The sequence below is a fragment of the Lactobacillus huangpiensis genome (assembly GCF_019972815.1).
Lineage (GTDB): Bacteria > Bacillota > Bacilli > Lactobacillales > Lactobacillaceae > Lactobacillus > Lactobacillus huangpiensis.
On record NZ_BPPA01000009.1, the window covers coordinates 1 to 20,289 of the forward strand.

Annotated in this window: 23 protein-coding genes; 7 read left to right on the forward strand and 16 right to left on the reverse strand. The window is 36.3% G+C overall.

Annotated features, from left to right (window positions below; genetic code table 11):
- The first annotated feature begins 256 nt into the window (after positions 1-256).
- Together LDM90_RS07465 and LDM90_RS07470 are read left to right on the forward strand one after the other, a co-directional pair.
- Positions 257-1,177 carry an NAD(P)/FAD-dependent oxidoreductase gene (locus tag LDM90_RS07465; RefSeq protein ID WP_309294905.1) on the forward strand — a complete coding sequence of 307 codons (921 nt, stop codon included), beginning with the start codon at positions 257-259 and terminating at the stop codon, positions 1,175-1,177.
- Positions 1,178-1,186: 9 nt separating this feature from the next.
- Positions 1,187-1,837, forward strand: coding sequence for a VTT domain-containing protein (locus LDM90_RS07470; RefSeq protein WP_223897523.1), 651 nt, complete (start codon positions 1,187-1,189; stop codon positions 1,835-1,837).
- A gap of 10 nt (positions 1,838-1,847) precedes the next feature.
- Here the strand turns inward: LDM90_RS07470 and LDM90_RS07475 are convergent, their stop codons facing one another.
- Genes LDM90_RS07475 through LDM90_RS07495 form a run of 5 tightly spaced genes read right to left on the reverse strand, consistent with a single transcriptional unit; the run spans position 1,848 to position 5,527 of the window.
- Positions 1,848-2,456, reverse strand: coding sequence for a TIGR01906 family membrane protein (locus LDM90_RS07475; protein ID WP_223897521.1), 609 nt, complete (start codon positions 2,454-2,456; stop codon positions 1,848-1,850).
- Entirely contained in the window at positions 2,453-3,229 is a 777-nt protein-coding gene (locus tag LDM90_RS07480) for a TIGR01457 family HAD-type hydrolase (RefSeq protein ID WP_034980743.1), read from the reverse strand. The genes LDM90_RS07475 and LDM90_RS07480 overlap by 4 nt, the downstream gene beginning before the upstream one ends.
- Positions 3,230-3,808 (reverse strand): YutD family protein, encoded by a 579-nt coding sequence (locus LDM90_RS07485; RefSeq protein WP_034980741.1) that lies wholly within the window; start codon positions 3,806-3,808, stop codon positions 3,230-3,232.
- Entirely contained in the window at positions 3,786-5,183 is a 1,398-nt protein-coding gene (locus tag LDM90_RS07490; protein WP_223897519.1) for a bifunctional metallophosphatase/5'-nucleotidase, read from the reverse strand. The genes LDM90_RS07485 and LDM90_RS07490 overlap by 23 nt, the downstream gene beginning before the upstream one ends.
- A gap of 11 nt (positions 5,184-5,194) precedes the next feature.
- Positions 5,195-5,527, reverse strand: a complete 333-nt coding sequence (locus LDM90_RS07495) for a hypothetical protein (protein WP_034980737.1) — start codon at positions 5,525-5,527, stop codon at positions 5,195-5,197.
- Between the two features lie 85 nt (positions 5,528-5,612).
- On the opposite strand from LDM90_RS07495, the gene LDM90_RS07500 reads away from it, so the two are divergent.
- On the forward strand, positions 5,613-7,001 hold the full coding sequence (locus LDM90_RS07500) for a glycerophosphodiester phosphodiesterase (RefSeq protein ID WP_223897517.1): 1,389 nt from the start codon (positions 5,613-5,615) through the stop codon (positions 6,999-7,001).
- Between the two features lie 31 nt (positions 7,002-7,032).
- Here LDM90_RS07500 and LDM90_RS07505 read toward each other — a convergent pair whose 3' ends face one another.
- Positions 7,033-8,034 carry a substrate-binding domain-containing protein gene (locus LDM90_RS07505; protein ID WP_223897515.1) on the reverse strand — a complete coding sequence of 334 codons (1,002 nt, stop codon included), beginning with the start codon at positions 8,032-8,034 and terminating at the stop codon, positions 7,033-7,035.
- 149 nt (positions 8,035-8,183) lie between these two features.
- On the opposite strand from LDM90_RS07505, the gene LDM90_RS07510 reads away from it, so the two are divergent.
- On the forward strand, positions 8,184-9,284 hold the full coding sequence (locus LDM90_RS07510) for an aminopeptidase P family protein (protein ID WP_223897514.1): 1,101 nt from the start codon (positions 8,184-8,186) through the stop codon (positions 9,282-9,284).
- An 80-nt stretch (positions 9,285-9,364) separates the two neighbouring features.
- On the opposite strand, the gene LDM90_RS07515 is transcribed toward LDM90_RS07510, so the two are convergent.
- Complete coding sequence (locus LDM90_RS07515; RefSeq protein WP_198213956.1) at positions 9,365-9,781, reverse strand: DUF1269 domain-containing protein; 417 nt, start codon at positions 9,779-9,781, stop codon at positions 9,365-9,367.
- A 17-nt stretch (positions 9,782-9,798) separates the two neighbouring features.
- A complete protein-coding gene (locus tag LDM90_RS07520; RefSeq protein WP_223897512.1) occupies positions 9,799-10,224 on the reverse strand; it encodes a DUF948 domain-containing protein in 426 nt (141 codons plus the stop codon).
- Positions 10,225-10,335: 111 nt separating this feature from the next.
- On the opposite strand from LDM90_RS07520, the gene LDM90_RS07525 reads away from it, so the two are divergent.
- Positions 10,336-11,151: a mechanosensitive ion channel family protein gene (locus LDM90_RS07525; RefSeq protein ID WP_223897510.1), complete on the forward strand. Its 816-nt coding sequence runs from the start codon at positions 10,336-10,338 to the stop codon at positions 11,149-11,151.
- A gap of 95 nt (positions 11,152-11,246) precedes the next feature.
- Here the strand turns inward: LDM90_RS07525 and LDM90_RS07530 are convergent, their stop codons facing one another.
- Positions 11,247-11,861, reverse strand: coding sequence for an XTP/dITP diphosphatase (locus LDM90_RS07530; protein ID WP_187161102.1), 615 nt, complete (start codon positions 11,859-11,861; stop codon positions 11,247-11,249).
- A 13-nt stretch (positions 11,862-11,874) separates the two neighbouring features.
- On the reverse strand, positions 11,875-12,663 hold the full coding sequence (gene murI / locus LDM90_RS07535) for a glutamate racemase (RefSeq protein ID WP_223897508.1): 789 nt from the start codon (positions 12,661-12,663) through the stop codon (positions 11,875-11,877).
- An 81-nt stretch (positions 12,664-12,744) separates the two neighbouring features.
- On the opposite strand from murI, the gene LDM90_RS07540 reads away from it, so the two are divergent.
- Positions 12,745-13,152: a YslB family protein gene (locus LDM90_RS07540; RefSeq protein ID WP_223897506.1), complete on the forward strand. Its 408-nt coding sequence runs from the start codon at positions 12,745-12,747 to the stop codon at positions 13,150-13,152.
- A 72-nt stretch (positions 13,153-13,224) separates the two neighbouring features.
- On the forward strand, positions 13,225-13,596 hold the full coding sequence (mscL, locus tag LDM90_RS07545) for a large-conductance mechanosensitive channel protein MscL (protein ID WP_034980715.1): 372 nt from the start codon (positions 13,225-13,227) through the stop codon (positions 13,594-13,596).
- 26 nt (positions 13,597-13,622) lie between these two features.
- Here the strand turns inward: mscL and trxA are convergent, their stop codons facing one another.
- The 6 genes from trxA to alaS all read right to left on the reverse strand — a co-directional run bounded on the left by trxA (position 13,623) and on the right by alaS (position 20,112).
- Complete coding sequence (gene trxA / locus LDM90_RS07550; protein WP_034980713.1) at positions 13,623-13,934, reverse strand: thioredoxin; 312 nt, start codon at positions 13,932-13,934, stop codon at positions 13,623-13,625.
- 85 nt (positions 13,935-14,019) lie between these two features.
- A complete protein-coding gene (locus LDM90_RS07555; protein WP_223897504.1) occupies positions 14,020-16,374 on the reverse strand; it encodes an endonuclease MutS2 in 2,355 nt (784 codons plus the stop codon).
- 53 nt (positions 16,375-16,427) lie between these two features.
- On the reverse strand, positions 16,428-16,733 hold the full coding sequence (locus LDM90_RS07560) for a DUF1292 domain-containing protein (RefSeq protein ID WP_034980709.1): 306 nt from the start codon (positions 16,731-16,733) through the stop codon (positions 16,428-16,430).
- A gap of 1 nt (position 16,734) precedes the next feature.
- The gene (gene ruvX, locus LDM90_RS07565) at positions 16,735-17,163 is read right to left on the reverse strand and encodes a Holliday junction resolvase RuvX (RefSeq protein WP_034980707.1); all 429 of its coding nucleotides are present in this window, start codon (positions 17,161-17,163) and stop codon (positions 16,735-16,737) included.
- The gene (locus tag LDM90_RS07570; protein ID WP_034980704.1) at positions 17,163-17,420 is read right to left on the reverse strand and encodes an IreB family regulatory phosphoprotein; all 258 of its coding nucleotides are present in this window, start codon (positions 17,418-17,420) and stop codon (positions 17,163-17,165) included. The genes ruvX and LDM90_RS07570 overlap by 1 nt, the downstream gene beginning before the upstream one ends.
- Before the next feature lie 52 nt (positions 17,421-17,472).
- Positions 17,473-20,112, reverse strand: coding sequence for an alanine--tRNA ligase (gene alaS, locus LDM90_RS07575; RefSeq protein WP_223897502.1), 2,640 nt, complete (start codon positions 20,110-20,112; stop codon positions 17,473-17,475).
- Positions 20,113-20,289 lie beyond the last annotated feature (177 nt).

Consider the following 20,289-nt stretch of genomic DNA (forward strand, 5'->3'; position numbering starts at 1 on the left):
TATCTTACTAAAGCAGCTCGTTTTTGTCAACTGCTTTTGCTCGATTTTTTTGTCGGCCTTAGGGGCCTCTTGCCTTGCGGCTCATTGCCCGACGACAGTTATTAATACTAGCAATTATTTTTGCCTTTTGCAAGTCTTTTTTACGATTTATTGAAAAGACTTAGTTCCTTTTTTATGATAAAGTTGTTATATCAAGGTTTAGAGGGGAGTTTTTAAAATAAAAAAATTTGATTTAGCAATTATTGGGGCTGGTCCGATAGGATTATTCTGTGCTAATTTTGCCCATCTTCATGGTCTGAAAACTGTAGTTTTTGACTCACTTGCAGAAGTTGGGGGACAGCCAAAACTACTTTATCCATTTAAAAAGATTTTGGACATCCCAGCTTTTAGTTCTATTTCTTCTTATGAATTAATCAAAAAATTGAAAAATAAAAACAGCCAAAACGCAACTTTTATCTTAAATCATCCTGTCGTAGATCTTAAAAAAGCAGACAAGAAATTTATTATTGATAATGGCTTTTCTGTAAAAAGCGTAATTATTGCAACAGGAACCGGATCGTTTACTCCTAAAAAGTTTCCGCTAAAAATGGATAATGATATTGAAAAAAAAGTTCATTACTATGTTAAAGATCCTCAAAAATTTAAAAATCAAAAAATAGGAGTCTTCGGTGGAGGAGATTCTGCACTTGATTGGGCGGCTGAACTAGCAGATCAGCCAGGAACAAAAATCAATTTAATTCATAGAAGAAATGAATTTCGTGGTTTAGAATCCAGTGTTCAAAAACTTAAAAGTTTAAAAAATGTTGAAGTACAGACTCCCTATCTTCCTAATTCAATTCAAATCAGAGATAATCTACTTAATATCGGTTTAAAAGAAATGGGAACCAGCAACATTATTTACGAACAATTTGATCAAATAATCGTTGGGTATGGCTTCCGTGCTAATAACCAATTTGTAAAAAAGTGGGGTGTCAACTTAAACAATAACCAGATTGAAGTATCACGCTCTATGGAAACAAATATACCCGGCATCTATGCAATTGGTGATGTGTCAACTTATCCTGGGCGCGTACCTCTTATTGGGCTTGGATTTGGAGAAGCACAAATTGCAATCACTACAATCATGCGCTCACTTTTTCCGGAAAAAACCTTAACAATTCATTCAACCAGTATTTAGGAGATGTTTATGACAATAATCAATTTTATTCTGCATATCGACCATCATCTGATTGAAATAGTTAATCAGTTTGGCAATTGGACATACTTGATTATCTTTGCCATTATTTTTATAGAAACTGGATTAGTTATTTTCCCTTTTTTACCTGGTGATTCACTAATTTTTGCTGCGAGTTCTTTAGCAGTTAACCCAGAATATAATTTGAACATTTGGTGGATTTATTTTGCGGTATTGCTTGCGGCTATCTTAGGCGATGCTTGCAATTATGAAATAGGGGCCTGGTCTGTAAAGCAAGGTACAAAACATACTTGGTTTAACAGGCTAATTAACCAAAAAAATCGCCTGGCCGCTGAAAACTTTTTTAACAGGCACGGACCAATTACCATTGTTATCGGCAGATTCATTCCCTTTATTAGGACATTTGTTCCTTTTATCTCCGGTGGCAGCAATATGCACTATGGCAAATTTGCTCTTTATAACATAATTGGTGGAATAATCTGGAGTGGCCTATTTACGATATTGGGTGCATTCTTTGGTAACATACCATTTGTGAAAGAGCATTTCTCAATGTTACTAATCGCAATTATTCTAATTTCTGTTTTGCCGATTTTAATAGTTGCATTAAAAAAACGAATTAAAAACAAAAAGGAGTTCCATTAAGAACTCCTTTTTATTTTTGCAATAATTTATCAGCGAAATACAGTTCATAAACAATACCAGCAATTGCAAAACAAGACGCAAAAAAACCTTCAGTGAGGACATTAATAATTGGATCTGTTACTGGATCAAATAGCCAGGTATTGCTGCCTGCAAAAAACAAATGATGAAAAGTAATAAAAAAATTATCAAAATTAGTCAGAGCAAACGGCAAAATGGCAACTGGTAACAATAAGAACAACAATGCCCATACTTTATTTAAACGCAAAAATTTTTTATTTTGCTTTTTGCACCAAAAAAGTATTATTAAACAACATAAAAAAGCAATAATTGCCAAAACAAATAATTTTTTGACATCTACAAAATGACCTGCGGCCATAGATGAAGTATGCAAATTACTCATTCGCAATTTACGTTTAAAGGGCCAAATTAAATACCACATTAATTGATTATAGTTGCTCATTACTTGACCAACTGATAAATTCACAGTTTTATTTGTTTTTTGTACCAAAACAAATACAAATAATAAGGGCCAACTAGCAACTAGAGCCGTTACAACGCTAGTAGAAACAGCAAAAATAAAATTATAAATAATAGTTAGAATATTATTTCTTTTGTTCATAATTTAACCTGATCTAAGCTGTCAACCAAAATTGTAGGTTGTTTTTTACCTTCAATATCCGCAACTTGTGTAATACCAGTAGTTACCAGCAATTGGTCAACATGACTGTTAAACCCTGCCTTGATATCAGTATCGTAATTGTCACCTACCAAAAGCGCATCCTTTTTTTCAAAATGCAACTTGGCTAACAACATATCAATAATAACAGAAGAAGGCTTTCCAATAAAAAACGGCTCTTGTCCACTGGAAGCTGCAATCATTGCACACTGAGAACCGTTGCCAGGCATTAAACCTTTTTCACTAGGCAAATTTAAATCTGCATTAGTACCAATAAAGGTAGCTCCTTTTCTTATTGCACTCACGGCCACTTGAATTTTGTGATAAGTCAAATCTGTATCCATTCCAACCACAACGTATTCAGGATTAGTATCGTTAAGTTCAAAAGCTGGATTTTGCATGAATTCACGCCACAAGCCAATTTGACCAATTATATAAACACCAATTTTGTCTGTTCGTTCTTTTTCATTTTTCAGAATATAACTTACTGTTGCCATACACGGCGTATAAATATGCGCAACATCGGTTTGAACGCCATGAACTTTAAGCTTATCTACAACCATTTGGGGAGTGCGAGTAGTGTTATTAGTTAGAAAAATATAATCCTTATGCGCTTTTTCAAGGCGCTTAACAAAACGAACCCCAGAAGCAATAGTTTCTTTACCGCGATAAATTGTGCCATCAAGATCAATTAAAAATAAACGGTAATCTTTCACTTATTTGCTGCCCTTTCTTTTTTTTATTACAAAAGAATGTTGGTTTGTTCGTTCTTTTTTTACAGTAACTGTTTCGGGCTTTTTTATTCTGGTCGGACGTATATGATAGCTTTTAAAAGGTTTATTCAGTTTTCTCCGATTCGAGCTCTGCGTCCTATTCTTGAACGAATTTTTTCGCCTTTTTCTTTTATTATAATGATAATGATGAACCGGACTTAAAAGTTGTAAAACAAAATATGGTCCACCCGGATTGCAGTATTCCAGTAAATAGTCGGCAATAGTCTGCTTTTTTCGATCTATTGCTGTTTGTGCATTATCCTGGTAAAAGCCTTTTAAACGCAAATGTTCACTTGACACATCACCAACAATAAAATCATATTGATCTAAATACGGATCATATTTTTGGCGTAAAAGTTCAAGATCAAGAGCCTCATTCTTATTAACCATAACTTGATAAAGCTGTTTGTTTATTTTTAGTTGATCATCATCCAAGCTAACAACAGCCAGAGGATGCCGCAATGGCTGAACTTGCTCAAATTTATTATCTTTTTCTTTTTTACTGCTGGTTTGTTCTACCATTACTTTCACTTCCCGCTAACGGATACTTTTTTGCTAAATAATCCCCAACCACTTCACGCAAAAATTTGGGGAACAAAAAGTCATTATCACCAACAATTGCTAGGGTGGGGAAAAATGGTATTAAGACATAATGATCCAAAACAGCAATTTGATATTCCTGGTACGGATCAACTTCCTTGCCATTTACAAAAACAACTCTGCTTATAGGATCAAATTTGATTCCTTTGTAGTACATTTGACCAAAAATTTTTCCTCGAAAACTCATGCCTTGCAAAGGAAACTGATCCAAAAAATGTCGATTTTTTTCGATTTCCATAACTAGGCGCCACAAGTCACTGCCTTTCAAAGTAGAACGCACAACATGCATTGAATGTGGCAATGCTTTTTGCAAATCATATTTAGTCAAAATGCCCTTTTTAAAAGGTGTTAAAAAAAGACCTGAACTGAGCATAGCCAAATCTGTTCCTGCAAAATTTGCAATGGCATTCATGGAAACCTGAAGAGCAGCTTCACGATCATTATCATATTTCTCAGGCAAATCAGCCACAAGTTCGCGACTTAAGATTTCTTTTCCCTTTTGCCTGTAACCTAAAATGGTTTCCTCATCATCTAAATTGGACTTCATCAAACTGGTGGGCACAACATGTGGAGTGATTTTTTGCACGTGATGATTATCATCGATTTCCATATAAGTGTCCCCCACATAATTACCCCATTTACCTGTTTGAGTAATCCAGACATTTTCCACCTTTTTACCACGTGGCAACAGGTCATGACTGTGTCCACCCACAATCAAGTCAATTTGAGGATAATTTCTAGCTAAAAAAGTATCCATATTTAAGCCAATATGAGTTATTAAAATTAACACATCATACTGGCCCTTCATTTTGGGCAAAACATCGTCCATTGTTTCTTTCAACATTTTAACATGCCAGTGATTAGGTTCATAAGAAAGAGGATAAGCTGCAGTCAGACCGATTAGACCAATTCTAGTACCCTTTTTGGTAAGCAAAATTTTATTTTGAACAGCCCAATGGGGCATTGAACCGTCTTCTTCTCGCAAATTCGCTAAAATAACGGGAAAATTAGCATGGTCAAATAATTTTTCCACTACGCAATGTGAATTGGAAATTCCTTCATTGTTGCCAATAGTAATTGCATCATAATGAAAAGAGTTCATTAACTTAATATTAGCTTGACCATATGTCGCATCAGTCAAAGGATGAGAACGATCCATGAAGTCACCAGCATCAAAAGTAAGAATCTGATCGACAGATTTATCTTTTTGAGCTTCTCTTAAATAACGACCAATTTTGGGGAAATGTTCGAAATGTGAATGTAAATCATTAGTGTGTAAAATGCGAATTTTTTCCATTATCCTGCTCTCTATCCAATTTGATTAGATTTCAAAACCATATTATATGCATCTAGGACTTTCCCCTTTGGCTTTTTCCATTCCACCCAATCAGGATTTTTCCAGTCTTCTTCATTAGTCAAAGTTTCAAGTTTGTAGTTTTCATTAATATATTTTTCATAGGTAATAAGGGCCTTAGTACGTGGAATATTCAATTGCAAAATTCGCACGCTTTTAATTTTTCCACGATCTGCGGCAAGTTCAGCTATTCCATTTTGATCAATATTGGAAATTTCAAAATACTTACTGCCATCGTTGCGCACAATTTCTTCAATTAAATCCAACTCTTCATATTGTTCATTCATCAATATCCCCCGCATAAATTAAATCTGTGACATGTAGCAAAAAATGTGCAACCATGCTATTGTAATTAACAATAGAGGTGTACACATGAAATATCAAAGCCAATTAATCAGGGCTCTCATTTTTAGCATCATTTTTATTACAACCTGTGGTTTCACTGTGGTCGGCCATCGGGGCGACCCCAGCAAATATCCTGAAGAAACTATTCAAAGTGACAACTCTGCTTTTAATTCGGGTGCTGATTACGTTGAACTTGACCTCCATCTTTCTGCAGATGGAGAGTTAGTTGTTTCACACGATGATGACTTGTTTCGCGTGACCCATACACATGCAATTGTATCACAAAATAATTGGCGGGCACTTAGCGAGTTAACCTATGACAACGGTGAACATGTCATGAGTTTACCACAATTATTTGAATACTATCAAAAAAGACCAAATACAAAATTTATTCTTGAAACTAAAATAGATCATTCGATAGATCCGTCTTATGAATTAGAAGACCAAATTGCAGCAACTGTCAAAAAGTATCATATGGAGAAACGGGTTATGATCCATTCTTTTTCAGTTGCCAGCTTGTTTCACTTCCGTAAGATTATGCCCGATGCCTACCTAATTTTAATTGTCGGCAGCCTTAAAAGAATGAATTTTAGTAATTTACCGCAAGTAAATGCCGTTAATGTTTCCTCTGATTTGATTTTAAATCATGCTTGGCTGATACATTGGCTGCACCAGTTAAATAAGCAGGTTTTTGTATGGACTGAAATGGATGAGTCCCCTGATTTATGGCAATGGCTAATTAATAAAAATGTTGATGGTGTCGTAACCAATTTCCCTAATACTGGTTTTAAATACAAACTGGCAAAAGAAGGTACTAAGAAATATGACATTCACCGTAGTGGCAGTTATTTTGGCAAAAAAAAGACTAAAACAATGATGAATCCTTATATGCGGGATAAACAAGATAAGTTTGTTTATCCGGGGCAAAAATTTGAGGTAATGTATGGGGTCAGAGCCCATAATCAGCTTTATTATCAAATTGCCAACCAGACCTTTATCTCGGCAGAATTTGTTAATATGGATTTGAAGCCTGAAGATATTGCACCCTATCAAAGTAAGCAAATTTTAACTAAATCGCAGAGGGGAGCTCACCTTTACCGTTTTCCGGATAACCAATCCCAGACAAACAAAGTTTTACCTGCCAATACTTTGTTTAAAATAGAGAATTTCAATGGCAGTCCCAAAAGTTTATGGCTATATACATCCTTGGGGTGGGTCAAAGCACGTGACATTCTATTTTATGGCTTTTTTGACGAAGCTAGTTGGCAAAATTATCGTCATTTACCACGGATGAGTCGTTATTCTAATATTGCGTTAACTCCTTACCTACCATTGAAATCTGCCGAGCCTCTCAATACATGGGAACAAATAAGGCAAATTCAAAAATTAACAACTAAAAAAGTGTTGCATGACTAACTTGCAACACTTTTTATATGATAAACAATCTTTATTCATTTGTTGTACTTTGCTTTTTTAATATTTCATAAGGAAGTTCAATCTGTGTTTCCGGCACTTCTTCATTATTCATTAGCTTTGTGAGCATTCTCATTGCTACTGCACCAATATCATAAAGTGGTTGCCGAATAGCTGTCAAAGCGGGACGGACAACTGAGGCAATTTGCGTAGCACTTGCAGTAATTATTTCTAATTCTTCAGGCACATTTTTACCAGCATCAATTGCGGAATTCAAAATGCCAACAGCAGTAACATCATTGGTTACAATTACGCCATCGACACCATCCTGATCTAATTGTGACAATAAATTATATCCGTCAGAATGATCCTTAACATTAGAATAAATATGACCTTCACCTAAGTTATGATCTGACATAAATTTCTTGTAAGCTGGAATTCTGTTTTGTACATTAACTACAGTATCAGGATTGTCTAATACCAAAGCCAAATTCTTTCTGCCATCATTATAAAGTAGATTTAAGGCTTCTGTATCTGCCTTTTTATAATCTATGGCAACTGACGGAAATTCACTGTGACTATCTTTAGTCCCTGCCAGAACCACTGGAGTATCAGTACGCTTAAAAGCTTCAACCGCTTCTTCAGGCAGTGTATCTGACATGTAAATTACCCCATCAACCTGTTTATTAAGCAACCCTTGAATCGCCTGGTCTTCTCTCATCAAACGGTTTTCAATACTGGTAATGATGATATTGTATTTGTACAAAAGAGCAATATCATCAATACCTTTTGACAACTCTGCAAAATAAAGGTTGGTTAAATCCGGTACAATTAACCCAACCGTAGTAGTTCTTTTGGACGCAAGACCTTGAGCTACGGCATTAGGTTGGTAGTGCAACCGGTTGATTACTTTCATTACTCGATCGCGCGTATCTTTACGCACATTTGTATTGCCATTAACTACTCGTGAAACTGTGGCCATTGATACTTTAGCCTCACGAGCTACATCATAAATTGTAATATCTTGTTTACGCATTCTTGGTTCCCCCATCTTAATTTTACTAGTATAAAATTTATCATTTTTTTTAGGAAAGTGCAAACGTTTACAACTATTCTTTCATTTTTTCAAGTCGAGAACATGATATACTTTCTTTAACTACGAATTCAAAATGGAAGGAAGAAGCTATGAATTTAACAAAATTACAAGAATGGCTGCAAAGTTCTGACAACGATGTTGCCTATATTTCTAACCCAACTACAATTGCCTACTTTACCGGATATGATATGGAGCCTCACGAACGAATTTTTGCCCTTTTAGCATTCAAGGACCAAGATCCATTTGTGTTCGTGCCAGCTTTAAACGTTGAAGAAGCAAAAAACTCAGCCTGGAACGGTGATGTATACGGCTATCTGGATTCAGAAAATCCGTGGGAAATTATTGCTGACAAGGTAAAAAGTAAAACAAAAGAATATCAAAAATGGGCTTTAGAGAAAAATAACCTTTCTGTTTCCCACTACCAACTCATTCATGAACAATTTCCAGATGCAAATTTTGAGGGTGACCTTTCAAATTTTGTTAATAAAATTCGTCTTTATAAAACTCCTGAGGAAATTAAACAATTGCAGGCCGCAGGACGTGAAGCAGATTTTGCATTTCAAATTGGTTTCGACGCAATTAAAGAGGGCGTAACTGAAAGATATATAGCAGGACAAATTGAGTATCAGCTCAAAGTGCAAAAAGGAGTAATGCATGAAAGTTTTGAAACTATTGTGCAGGCTGGTGCCAATGCTGCCAATCCTCATCTAGGTCCTACTATGAATAAAGTTAAGCCAAATGAATTAGTTCTTTTTGATCTGGGTACTATGCACAATGGTTATGCTTCAGATTCCAGTCGAACCGTTGCTTATGGCGAGCCAACGGCTAAGGAAAGAGAAATTTATGAAATTGATCGTGAAGCTCAACAAGCTGCTATCGATGCGGTCAGACCAGGTATGACAGCTTCTGAACTCGACAGTGTTGCCCGGGATATCATTACAAAAGCCGGCTATGGAGAATATTTTATTCACCGTTTAGGTCATGGAATCGGAAAAGAAGTTCACGAATATCCTTCAATTGTCCAAGGTAATGATCTCATAATTGAAGAGGGAATGTGTTTTTCAATTGAACCCGGGATTTACATTCCAAATGTTGCGGGTGTCAGAATTGAGGATTGTGGAGTCGTTACTAAAGATGGTTATAAGCCATTTACTCACACCAGTAAGGAACTCAAAGTTCTGCCTCTTTAAACAAGAACTTAAATTGTTTGACTAAACAAAAATGGCACTAGCAGCAATATCTTTTCTGCTAGCGCCATTTTTAATTAATTTTATGGTCTGGAATATGGGTCGACTGGTGCATCAGACGGATCAGATGGACCTTCAGGCTTTGGAGGTTCCGGATGATTAAAATCATCATTTGTTTCTGCATGATGCAGATCATTCGCTACATCTTGAGCATGATCTTTATCCTGCGCGTCATCATCTTTTGAATTATCAATAACGATATCATCAAAATCCTTTAGTTCTGAATCATCCTCTACATTCTTAGGGAATGAAGCCAGTTGATTCTTTACTATTTCTGTACCGTTATCATATTTTTTCTTTAAGTCTTGAACAGTTTCATTGTTCTTAACTTTTTTCTTCAATTCATCGATTTGGTCATCACTTACTAATAGAGAACCAGCAAGAAACCCTGCTGCGGTCCCAACAATAGTACCTAAAACAAAACTTACAAATTTTTTCATAAAAGTAACTCCTTTTACTAATCTTCACCTTTTCGTCGCTTATGCCGTGCGAACACCGATGCTAAAGCAGATGACATCAATCCATTACGTTTCCAATGAAAATTATTGAAACGTTTTGCCATTTTTCTGGTAGAGGTATTAACATCTGAAACGCTTTTGCCTAGATCAGCTGCTGCCTGAACAACAGGATCAATAGTTTTCATTTTAACATTAACATCTGTTAGCAAGACATTGGTTTTATCCAGCAAATCCCCAGTCTGATGAAGTAAATCATTCACATCTTCAGAAGTTTGTTGAATCGACTCATTAGCACTTCGGATCGTTTTTTCTGCTTCTCTAGTAGCTTTTGCGGCTCGAATAAGCACTGGAATTGTGAAAAGTACTAAAATTAATAATGCAATGGCAGCAATCAACCCTGCTAATGCACCATAAGAAAATTTCATCTTTTACCTCCAATTCTATACCTAAAAAAAGTCTAGCATGAAAATTCTTTAATCTCAATCTATATGTCATATTTTGTTATAGTTAATATGCATATACGAAAGGTAATTACAATGAATAAAATATTTCAAATCAACAAAAATGTCCTCAAATTCAACTGGGACAGACTGGGTGAACAAGTTTTGGCAATTGTCTGGCAGTTAGCAATTTCATCCATAGTTTTTTACTTAATTGATCATTTTGGCAAAAAAATTATCAGCCATTATTTAAAGCGCAGTAAAAGAAAGCAAAATAAGAGAACACAAACTGTTACGGCATTAATTAACAGTATCTTTGAATATACAGTAATCTTCTTTTACTTATTTGCGGTATTATCTATTTTAGGCATTCCAATTGGAACTCTGCTTGCAAGTGCCGGTATTTTTTCATTAGCTTTAGGTATGGGAGCGCAAGGATTTGTCAGTGATTTGGTCAACGGCTTTTTCATCTTAAGCGAAGACCAGTTTGATGTAGGTGACATTGTTTCCATTAACAATCAAACGGGAGTTGTAGTTCAGTTGGGTCTACGAACTACCAGACTTAAAGGATCCGATGGCTCCATTATCTACATCCCCAATCGCAACATTTCAATAGTCCAAAATCTAGCTCACGGCGGCATTGGTTTGGATATAACAATGCAGCTTAAAGCCAATAATGACTTTGCAAAAATTCACGATATTATTAACCAAATTAATAATAAATTGAGTACTAATTTTGATTTTCTAGTGCAAGAACCTAAAATAGTTGGTATCACAGAACAAACAGCACAAACTGTCAATTATGTTGTTCATTTTCAAGTCAAACCTGGCCATGAAAAAGAAGTTCAAGATGAGTACCTGACACAATATTTAAAAATTTTACCCGAAAATAAAATTTTATTGGCAGAATAAAAATAAAAACTGATAAAAATCAAATATGGTAAAATCAACAAACTTATTATTATTTTTGTTGAGATATGACTAAAGATTTTCATCAGTTTTTTCATTTATTCAAACTGAGCCAGCCAATTGGGTAACTCTTTAAGCAATTGAGATATCGCTTTTCCCCGATGAGAAAGACTATTTTTTTCAGCAACTGTCATCTCTGCAAAAGTTTTTTGCTTTTCAGGCACATAAAAAAGTGGATCATAGCCAAATCCATCATCGCCCTGAGGCGCGGGTAAAATTAAGCCTTCACACTGACCTGAAACAACTAAATCCTGGTCAAAATGACCTGGCTTAGAAACTACGATTGTAGTATTAAACCTGGCTGTCCGTTTTTTTAAAGGTACTCCGCCAAGTTCTGCTAGCAATTTGGCATTATTCTTTTGGTCATTATGCTCGGGACCGGCAAAACGTGCAGAATGAACTCCAGGAGCACCATCAAGTGCATCAACGATTAATCCAGAATCATCAGCTATTGTCAACATATGACTGTAATCTGCTAATTCGTGGGCCTTCAACTTAGCGTTTTGCTCAAAAGTTATTCCATACTCATCAACTAAAGGTGGTCTATCTAAATCAGCATTTGTTTTGAGGCTAACATTAATTGCAGCAGATTTAAATGCTGATTTTAGCTCTTTGACTTTTCCTTTATTGGTAGTAGCAAATAATATCTCCATTTTTTCTCCTTTACTAAAGGTGCTGTGCACTAAATTTCTGATCCTGTAATACCGTTTTACCAAGTTCATCAAACATTTTGACATCACCTGTAGTATAGTATTTATGCTTTCCTTTAGCTGAGCTATCCGTGAACATCTGATTACGTTTCATAATATTATATGTATAGTTGGCAACTTGATCTGCTGGATCTATTATTTGTATACCGGGTTTCAAGCATTGGACAAATTCATTGCGGATAATTGGATAATGAGTACATCCTAAGACTAGAGTATCAATATTTAAATTATTTATTGGCAATAAAATCTTTTTAAGAGCAAAAACATAAGCTTGATGTCCCGCATTGGCTTCAATTAGAGGTACAATTTGTGGGGTAGCTAGTTCGCTCACCGTTATCTCGGGATCACGTGTCTGAATTTCCTTTTGATATGCATGTAAGCCGACAGTCATCTTGGTAGCCACGACTGCAACATTTTTGTTTTTTGTTGCATTTGCAGCTGCAACCGCACCTGACTGAATTACGCCAATAATTTGCGGTTCAATTTCTTTTTGAATAGCTTTCATAGCCACTGCCGTGGCCGTGTTACAAGCAAAAATAATCAATTTGACGTTTTTGCTCAGCAAAAAGTTAACACTCTGCTTAGTAAGCGCGATAATTTCCGCTTTAGACTTATCACCATAAGGAATATGAGCATTATCTCCAATAAAAACGGTCGCTTCATGTGGCATTTTGGCAACGATCTTTTTGACTACTGTCAATCCACCAACTCCAGAATCTAGCAAACCAATTGGTCGATTATCCATTATAAAAGTCTCCCCTAAATAATTTATACTTCAATCAATTTTACGGTAAAATATAAGAAAATAAAAGGGATGAATTTCTGTATGCAAAACAATAACCAGCAACACGAACATGTTTATTTTGTGAATCAACTTTATCGTGATTTCCTACTGCCGACGATTTTAGGCGAAGACAATGAAGCGATTCTTTATTGGGGTGGCAAGCGAATCGCCCGTAAATACGATCTGTTATCATTTGAAGATGTGGTTAGTTTTTTTGCAACCACTGAATTTGGCAACTTAGAAAAAACAAGAAGCCATCACAGCGAAGAAATATTTATGCTCAAGGGACAAAATATAACTGATCGAATTAATAGTGGCAGTCGAGAATTTTCTCTTGAAGCTGGCATTATTGCAGAAGCAGTTGAAAAGGAAACAGGTCGCACAACGGAGTGCGAGATCAAAGTTGATGAACGGAAAAAAGAAGTTAAATTAATTGCTAAGTTTGATTAAACTTCCAGAAACAAATAATTTAGTTTTTTACCATTTTTGCAATATGATTAAAGTAAGAATGGAGGAAATAAAATGCTAAAAGAATTTAAAGAATTTATTCAACGTGGTAATGTCATTGATCTGGCTGTAGGTGTAATTATTGGTGGGGCTTTTACTAACATTGTTAATTCTCTGGTAAACAATTTAATTAACCCGCTTATAGGTTTGTTCATCGGTAAAATTGATTTGTCTAATCTTGTATTTAAAGCTGGTGGTGCCACATTTAAATACGGTGAATTTATCAATACTGTAATTAACTTTCTAATCATCGCTTTCATAGTCTTCTTACTAGTTAAAGCTGTCAATAAAGTAATGAAACACAATGAGAAGCAGCAACCTGCTGGTCCATCTGCTGAAGACTATCTCAAGGAAATACGTGATTTATTAAAAGAAAAAAGCAATTAAAAAATTCCTGCAAATGCAGGAATTTTTTATTTTGTATATTGATCCAAAATCTGACTAAGTTTTGCTTTTGGAGTATAACCGGTAATACGATCAACAATTTCACCATTCTTTTTAATTAATAAAGTTGGAATTGCCATTACTCCTAAGGAACTAGGTACTTCTTTATTTTGATCAACATCCATCTTAGTAAATTTAACGTCTTGCCTCTCTTCAGCCAGTTCATCAACTACTGGTGATTGCATTTTACAAGGTCCACACCAGGTTGCCCAAAAGTCTGTTAAAACGACGCCGTCTTTTGTTTCTTCTTCAAAGTTTTGATCTGTAAGCTCATCAACCATGAAAAAACCTCCTTTAAGGAAAAAATAGTTATCTATTGATATTTTAATTATAGCAAGCAGACTTACTTTTTACAAGTAAATCAGTTTATTGCAAATGCACGATAGTAGCTCCGTTGCCGCCCTCATTTGCCGGAGCGTAGTTAAAGCTTTTCACATGCTTGCTTGATTTTAGATACTTCCAAACTCCTTTTCTAATTGCGCCAGTGCCAATTCCATGAATAATCGTGACAACATCAAGTCCTGCCAGCAGTACAGAATCTATATAGCGATCTAGATTAGTCATCGCTTCATCATAACGCTGACCGCGCAAGTCAAGCTCACTTCTCACATTGCTCCGCCTGCTTGCACTAATAGCGCGAACTTGCTTAGTAGATTGTGATTCTTTTTGTGATCCGATTTTTTCTATGTCTCGATCACTAACTTTTACTTTAATGATACCCATTTGGACTTCATATTCATGTTCGGATAATTTTTTGGTAATAGTGCCAGTTTGTCCGTAAGAAAGTACTTTTACCTTATCACCTACATTGACATGGTGACGTCTCTTTTCGCGTTGCAAAACGCGATTATGAGCCAAATTTTCATTTTGCCGTTCAAGCTGATTAAATTCACCTTTAGCAGCAATAATTTCATTTTGTTTAACTTTGCCCTTTTGCTGTTCAAGCTGCTCTATGATTTTATCAGCCTTCTTACGACTTTTTGTGACTACTTCATTAGCTCTTTCTTGTGCAAATTCCAGTTGCTTTTGCACACGCTGATTATACCAATCCAAAGCCTGTTGCAATTTTATTTCAAGTTTTTTAGCCCGATCAAGACTAGTTGTTAAATGACTGCGAGCATCCGAAGCAGCTTTGGTTTGTTTTGTCAACTCAGTAATCATTTGGTTAATATCAACATTTTCATCACTCATTAATCCCTGAGCTTTTTTAACCACATCCTCACGCATCCCCAGCCTGCGGGCAATAGCAAAGGCGTTACTGTGACCTGGAATACCGATCTGTAAACGATAGGTTGGAGACAGTGTTTTTAGATCAAACTCCATTGAAGCGTTAGTCGTTCTTTCCCGATTATAACCATAAAGTTTGAGTTCTGGGTAGTGTGTTGTGACGATTATTTTGGCCTTCTTTTGACGTAAGAAATCCAAAATACTGATTGCAAGACTTGCTCCTTCTTCTGGGTCAGTCCCAGCTCCAATTTCATCAATCAAAACAAGAGTTTCAGCATTGACGCTTTTCATTATTTTAACAATACCGTTAATATGTGAGGAGAAAGTACTAAGCGATTGCTCAATAGATTGTTCATCTCCAATATCAGCACAAATGTCTTTGAACACACCTGCTTTGCTTCCCTCTGCAACTGGAATAAACAGACCTGATTGCACCATTAGCTGCAATATCCCTACTGTTTTTAATGTAATGGTTTTCCCACCAGTGTTGGGGCCAGTAATTAATATAGTATCGTAATCTTCACCAAGTCGTATGTCGTTGGCAACGACTTTTTTAGGGTCAATTAAAGGATGTCGTGCCTGCAAAAATAGTAATGACTGGTTATGAGTCAACTTTGGTTCGGTAGCTTTCATGACATGAGCCAGTTTTGCTTTTGCCTGGATAAAATCAAGTTCAACCAAAGAATTTGCAATCGTATTAATGCTGTCAGCTTCGGGACGTACTAAATCTGACAGATTACGTAAAATCCGACTAATCTCCCTTTTTTCTTGCGCCAAAAGATTTTGCTGACGATTGTTGAGATTTAAAACTGCACTTGGTTCAATAAATAAAGTTTGACCACTAGCACTCTGATCGTGAACGACACCACCAAATTTATTACGATACTCTTGTTTAACCGGAATAACATAACGGTCATCACGAATAGTCACGATCTGCTCGGATAAGTACTTGCTACTATTTCCTTTTGTGTAGCTGTCCATTTTATCTTTAATTTCTGCATCATTATTTTTGATTTCGTGACGTAAATGGGATAATTCAGCAGATGCAGTATCAAGAACTTCCCCGTCAAAATCCAGCGAACGACTAAGCTGCTTGAACAGTGATTGAGGCACATCTAGTTTTGCCAAGATGGAGTCTATTGCTGCTAAATTCAGTTTTTCTTTATCATCTTCACTAAAAAAGTCATTGATTTCATTAGCAAGTGCTAAAACCAGCAATAAGTTGCCTAATTCCTTTGCATTCAAATTAGCTTTGATCCGCAAGCGCTTAATACTCGGTCCAACATCAGCAAAATCCGTTAAAGGCAGTTGTCCCTTAATCCGCAAAATATCAGCACCCGCCAAAGTCTGCTTCAGTGCAAGTTCTACTTGAGCAAAGTCATCACTTGGTACAAGATTAAAAGCTGCCATTTTAGCTGGTGTAGTAATCGCCATTTGTTGCAGTTGTTCAGTAATTTTTGCAAATTCTAAAGTTTCTAATATCTTATCATTCATTAGTTTCTAAATTATTAATCTTGAATAAAAAAGGCTGGCCCAGCCAGTCTCTTTTATTCACCACTTAATCGGTCATCGTCCAAAAATGTGTTCAAAACTCCTTGAACCATATTCCATTCATCATCTGCTTCAATCTCGTGTAAATCACTGCTAGTGACATCACCTTCGGAATCGGAGTCATAACTAAAAGCCAAAACTTCAATTTCCTCATCATCACTGGCAGCTGCCGGATAAAGCAGAACATATGATTTATCATAATCATCAGAATGAAATGTAAATAAAATTTCATATAATTCTTCGTTGCCTTGATCATCAATCAAGGTAATTTGACGGTCATCACCGTTAACTTCTTGTGTCATATTAATCCTTTCGGTTTAGATCCAAATAATTTTGTAAAATCAAGACAGCGGCCATTTGGTCAATCACTTTTTTACGTTGGTGGCGGTTGTGCATATCTGCTTCTTCAACTAAAACACGTTCAGATTCAACTGTAGTTAGTCTCTCATCAGAATAATGCACTGGCAAACCAAACTTCTTTTCAAGCCTTTCACCGTATGCCTTACTTCGCGCAACCGCAACGCCAGAAGATCCATCCATATTTTTGGGCAAACCTAAAACAAAACCCGCTGGTTCATATTGTCGCACAATCTTTTTAATTGCACGCATACCAAAATTATAACGCGTTTCATCGATAGGGATAGTTTCAAGCATTTGCGCAGTGATGCCTAATTCATCACTAACTGCAACGCCTACTGTCTTTGATCCAACATCTAAACCAACTAATCGCATTATTTATCTTTTCCAAGATAATTTTTGACAAGCTCTTCAATAATTTCATCACGTTCGTGTTTTAAAATTAGTTTACGAGCATCATTATGCCGTGGAATATAGGCTGGATCGCCAGACAATAAATACCCGACAATCTGATTAACTGGATTATAGCCCTTCTCTTCCAGAGCATTATAAACATCTTGCAGAGTGTCATGAACGTTTTTGCCTTTATTTTCATTAAAGTCAAAGTGCATTGTCTTATCTAGCGAACTCATAATCATTCCTCCTAGCACAATTTTACTTGAAAAACAGTATAAACTCAATCAATTAATTTTTTGAAATCGCTGTGATCACTGTCTGAATAGCCTTTTCAAGGCCTCCAGGTTTTTTACCTCCGGCTTGAGCCATATCTGGTCGACCGCCTCCGCCTCCGCCAAAGATTGGAGCAGCTTGCTTAATTAAATCACCTGCTTTAAGGCCTTTTGCTAAGGCTTTATCACCTAAACTAATGATCATATTTGCCTTGCCGTCATTAGCGGTAGCCAAAACCAGCACATCTGACTTTTTGCCACTCTTCCAAGTATCAGCAAATTCACGCAAATCATTCATCCCGTTAACATCAACTTTTTGTGCAATAACTGATAGATCACCTGCTTGCTCTACATTATCAAAAATAGAGTTGGCCTTACTTTGATTGATTTGCAAGTTCAAGTCCTCAACCTGCTTTTGACTGTCATGCAGGTCTTTTTCAAGCGAATCAACCTTATCAATAATATCTTCTGGTTTGGTTGATTTTACTTCTGCCTGGATTTCATCTAACAATTCTGATCTGCTGGCCAAGTACTCATAAGCTTTCTTGGAAACTACTGCTTCAATTCTTCTCATACCTGCACCAATAGCAGATTCAGAAATAATCTTAAAAATACCTATTTGGTTAGTATTGGCACAATGAGTACCACCACAGAATTCAATAGAAAAATCTGCTATTTGGACAACCCGGACTTTATCACCATATTTACCATCAAATAAAGCTAGAGCACCCATCTTTCTACCAGTATCAGGGTCAGTAATAGTAGTTTTGACATCAATTGCTGCCCAGATTTTTTGGTTTACCAGGTTCTCAACTGATTTAAGTTCCTTTTCGGTCATTGGCTCAAGCGCAGTAAAGTCAAAACGTAAATAATCAGGGTCAACCAAACTGCCTGCTTGATGAGTATGTTCACCAAGTACGCTTCTCAAAGCTGCATGTAATAAGTGCGTGGCAGTATGAGAATGGCGCAGACCTTCGCGGCGAACTCTGTCGATCTTTAGAGTATATTCCTCACCTTTTGTCAGAGGTAAAATCACATCGACAAAGTGCATATTTTGATCATTGGGCGCATGTTGCACATCGGTTACTTGAGCAACAAGTTCTCCTTCCTGATTATAGATATTACCATGATCGGCTACCTGGCCACCACGTTCACCATAAAAAGGAGTCTTATCAAAAATCAAAACAGCATTATCGCCATCTGCTTTATCAACTAACTGATCATCAACTATAATATCAACTAATTTTGCGTGCTTTTCTTCATAAACGCCATATTCAAATTCTGACTTATCCTTTAAGTTCATCAGAGTTTCATCTTGAGAGCTCATCGATTGCAAATTGCCACGAGCTTTACGGGCACGTTCTTTTTGAGCTGCCATTTCGGCATCAAAACCTTTTTGGTCAACCTTTAAACCTGCATCCTGTGCAGTTTCAAAAGTCAGTTCATAAGGAAAACCATAAGTATCAAATAATTTGAATGCATCTTTACCAGTAATTGTTTTATCTTCTGACTTTTGTGCACTTGCAATCAGGTCATCAAGTAAAGTTAATCCCGACTCAAGGGTTAACTGGAACCTTTCTTCCTCGTTCTTAATTACTTTGGCAATGAAATCTTTTTGCTGTGTAACTTCCGGATAATGACTCTCCATAATTTTGCCAACTACCGAAACTAGTTTGTAAAGAAAAGCTCCCTTAATGCCTAAGCGCTGACCATTTAAATCGGCACGCCGAATTAGGCGCCGTAAAACATAGCCGCGCCCTGTATTTGATGGCAATGCACCATCTGCAATAGCAAAACTGACAGTCCGCACATGATCTGCAATAATCTTAAAAGCAGTGGTATCTGCTTTATTTGTGCCATATTTTTTAGCAGCAGTCATTTTTTCTGTTTCATGAATAATCGGCAAAAAGAGATCAGTTTCAAAGTTAGTTGGCGCATCTTGCAAAATAGACAAAACGCGCTCTAAGCCCATACCGGTATCAATATTCTTATGCGGTTGATCAACATACTTGCCATTTGCTAAGTGATTATATTGTGAAAAGACGATATTCCAAATTTCCAAATAACGGGCATTTTCACCACCAGGGAAGTTTTCTGGATCATCTTCCGCTACATCGTTATTTTCTTGACCACGATCATAAAAGATCTCGGAATCAGGACCACAAGGACCTTCGCCAATATCCCAGAAATTTTCTTCCAGTTTAACGATATGATCTTCAGGCATCCCAACTTCTAACCAAATTTTGTATGCTTCGGTATCTTTAGGATAAACCGTGCAATAAAGCTTTTCCTGATCTAAATCAAGCCAGTCCGGACTCGTTAAAAATTCCCAGGCCCAAGTAATTGCCTCTTTTTTAAAATAATCACCAACAGAAAAGTTGCCCAGCATTTCAAAAAAAGTCTGGTGTCTGGCCGTTTTACCAACATTTTCAATATCATTTGTTCTAATTGATTTTTGCGAACTGGTAATCCTATGATTTTTAGGGACTACAGAACCGTCAAAATATTTCTTCATCGTTGCCACACCGGAATTTATCCACAGCAATGTTGGGTCATCTTGTGGGATTAATGATTGACTGGGCAATACCATGTGTCCGTGCTGCTTGAAGAAATCCAAAAACATTTGTCTAAATTGTGAACTTGTCAGTTTCTTCATCAAATATATCTCCCTTTTTTGCAAAAATAAAAACACTATTGCTTATCTTAAGGACGCCTTTAAACGCGGTACCACCTTAATTGCAACAGTGCTTGTTACCTCTTAATTAATTTTATTTGTTAAACCATAAGGAGCATTTTTTAAATAGCAGTAAATCATTTTCACCATGCGATTCTC

Bases quoted from the DNA above. Each gene is read 5' to 3' on its own strand.
- alaS (WP_223897502.1), bottom strand. From the start codon at position 20,112: ATGAAGAAACTGACAAGTTCACAATTTAGACAAATGTTTTTGGATTTC.
- LDM90_RS07505 (WP_223897515.1), bottom strand. From the start codon at position 8,034: ATGCGTAAACAAGATATTACAATTTATGATGTAGCTCGTGAGGCTAAA.
- LDM90_RS07560 (WP_034980709.1), bottom strand. From the start codon at position 16,733: ATGACACAAGAAGTTAACGGTGATGACCGTCAAATTACCTTGATTGAT.
- LDM90_RS07570 (WP_034980704.1), bottom strand. From the start codon at position 17,420: ATGAGTTCGCTAGATAAGACAATGCACTTTGACTTTAATGAAAATAAA.
- LDM90_RS07520 (WP_223897512.1), bottom strand. From the start codon at position 10,224: ATGAAATTTTCTTATGGTGCATTAGCAGGGTTGATTGCTGCCATTGCA.
- LDM90_RS07555 (WP_223897504.1), bottom strand. From the start codon at position 16,374: ATGAATGATAAGATATTAGAAACTTTAGAATTTGCAAAAATTACTGAA.
- LDM90_RS07470 (WP_223897523.1), top strand. From the start codon at position 1,187: ATGACAATAATCAATTTTATTCTGCATATCGACCATCATCTGATTGAA.
- mscL (WP_034980715.1), top strand. From the start codon at position 13,225: ATGCTAAAAGAATTTAAAGAATTTATTCAACGTGGTAATGTCATTGAT.
- trxA (WP_034980713.1), bottom strand. From the start codon at position 13,934: ATGGTTGATGAGCTTACAGATCAAAACTTTGAAGAAGAAACAAAAGAC.
- LDM90_RS07490 (WP_223897519.1), bottom strand. From the start codon at position 5,183: ATGGAAAAAATTCGCATTTTACACACTAATGATTTACATTCACATTTC.
- LDM90_RS07530 (WP_187161102.1), bottom strand. From the start codon at position 11,861: ATGGAGATATTATTTGCTACTACCAATAAAGGAAAAGTCAAAGAGCTA.
- LDM90_RS07500 (WP_223897517.1), top strand. From the start codon at position 5,613: ATGAAATATCAAAGCCAATTAATCAGGGCTCTCATTTTTAGCATCATT.
- LDM90_RS07495 (WP_034980737.1), bottom strand. From the start codon at position 5,527: ATGAATGAACAATATGAAGAGTTGGATTTAATTGAAGAAATTGTGCGC.
- LDM90_RS07525 (WP_223897510.1), top strand. From the start codon at position 10,336: ATGAATAAAATATTTCAAATCAACAAAAATGTCCTCAAATTCAACTGG.
- ruvX (WP_034980707.1), bottom strand. From the start codon at position 17,163: ATGCGATTAGTTGGTTTAGATGTTGGATCAAAGACAGTAGGCGTTGCA.
- murI (WP_223897508.1), bottom strand. From the start codon at position 12,663: ATGGATAATCGACCAATTGGTTTGCTAGATTCTGGAGTTGGTGGATTG.
- LDM90_RS07510 (WP_223897514.1), top strand. From the start codon at position 8,184: ATGAATTTAACAAAATTACAAGAATGGCTGCAAAGTTCTGACAACGAT.
- LDM90_RS07515 (WP_198213956.1), bottom strand. From the start codon at position 9,781: ATGAAAAAATTTGTAAGTTTTGTTTTAGGTACTATTGTTGGGACCGCA.
- LDM90_RS07475 (WP_223897521.1), bottom strand. From the start codon at position 2,456: ATGAACAAAAGAAATAATATTCTAACTATTATTTATAATTTTATTTTT.
- LDM90_RS07540 (WP_223897506.1), top strand. From the start codon at position 12,745: ATGCAAAACAATAACCAGCAACACGAACATGTTTATTTTGTGAATCAA.
- LDM90_RS07485 (WP_034980741.1), bottom strand. From the start codon at position 3,808: ATGGTAGAACAAACCAGCAGTAAAAAAGAAAAAGATAATAAATTTGAG.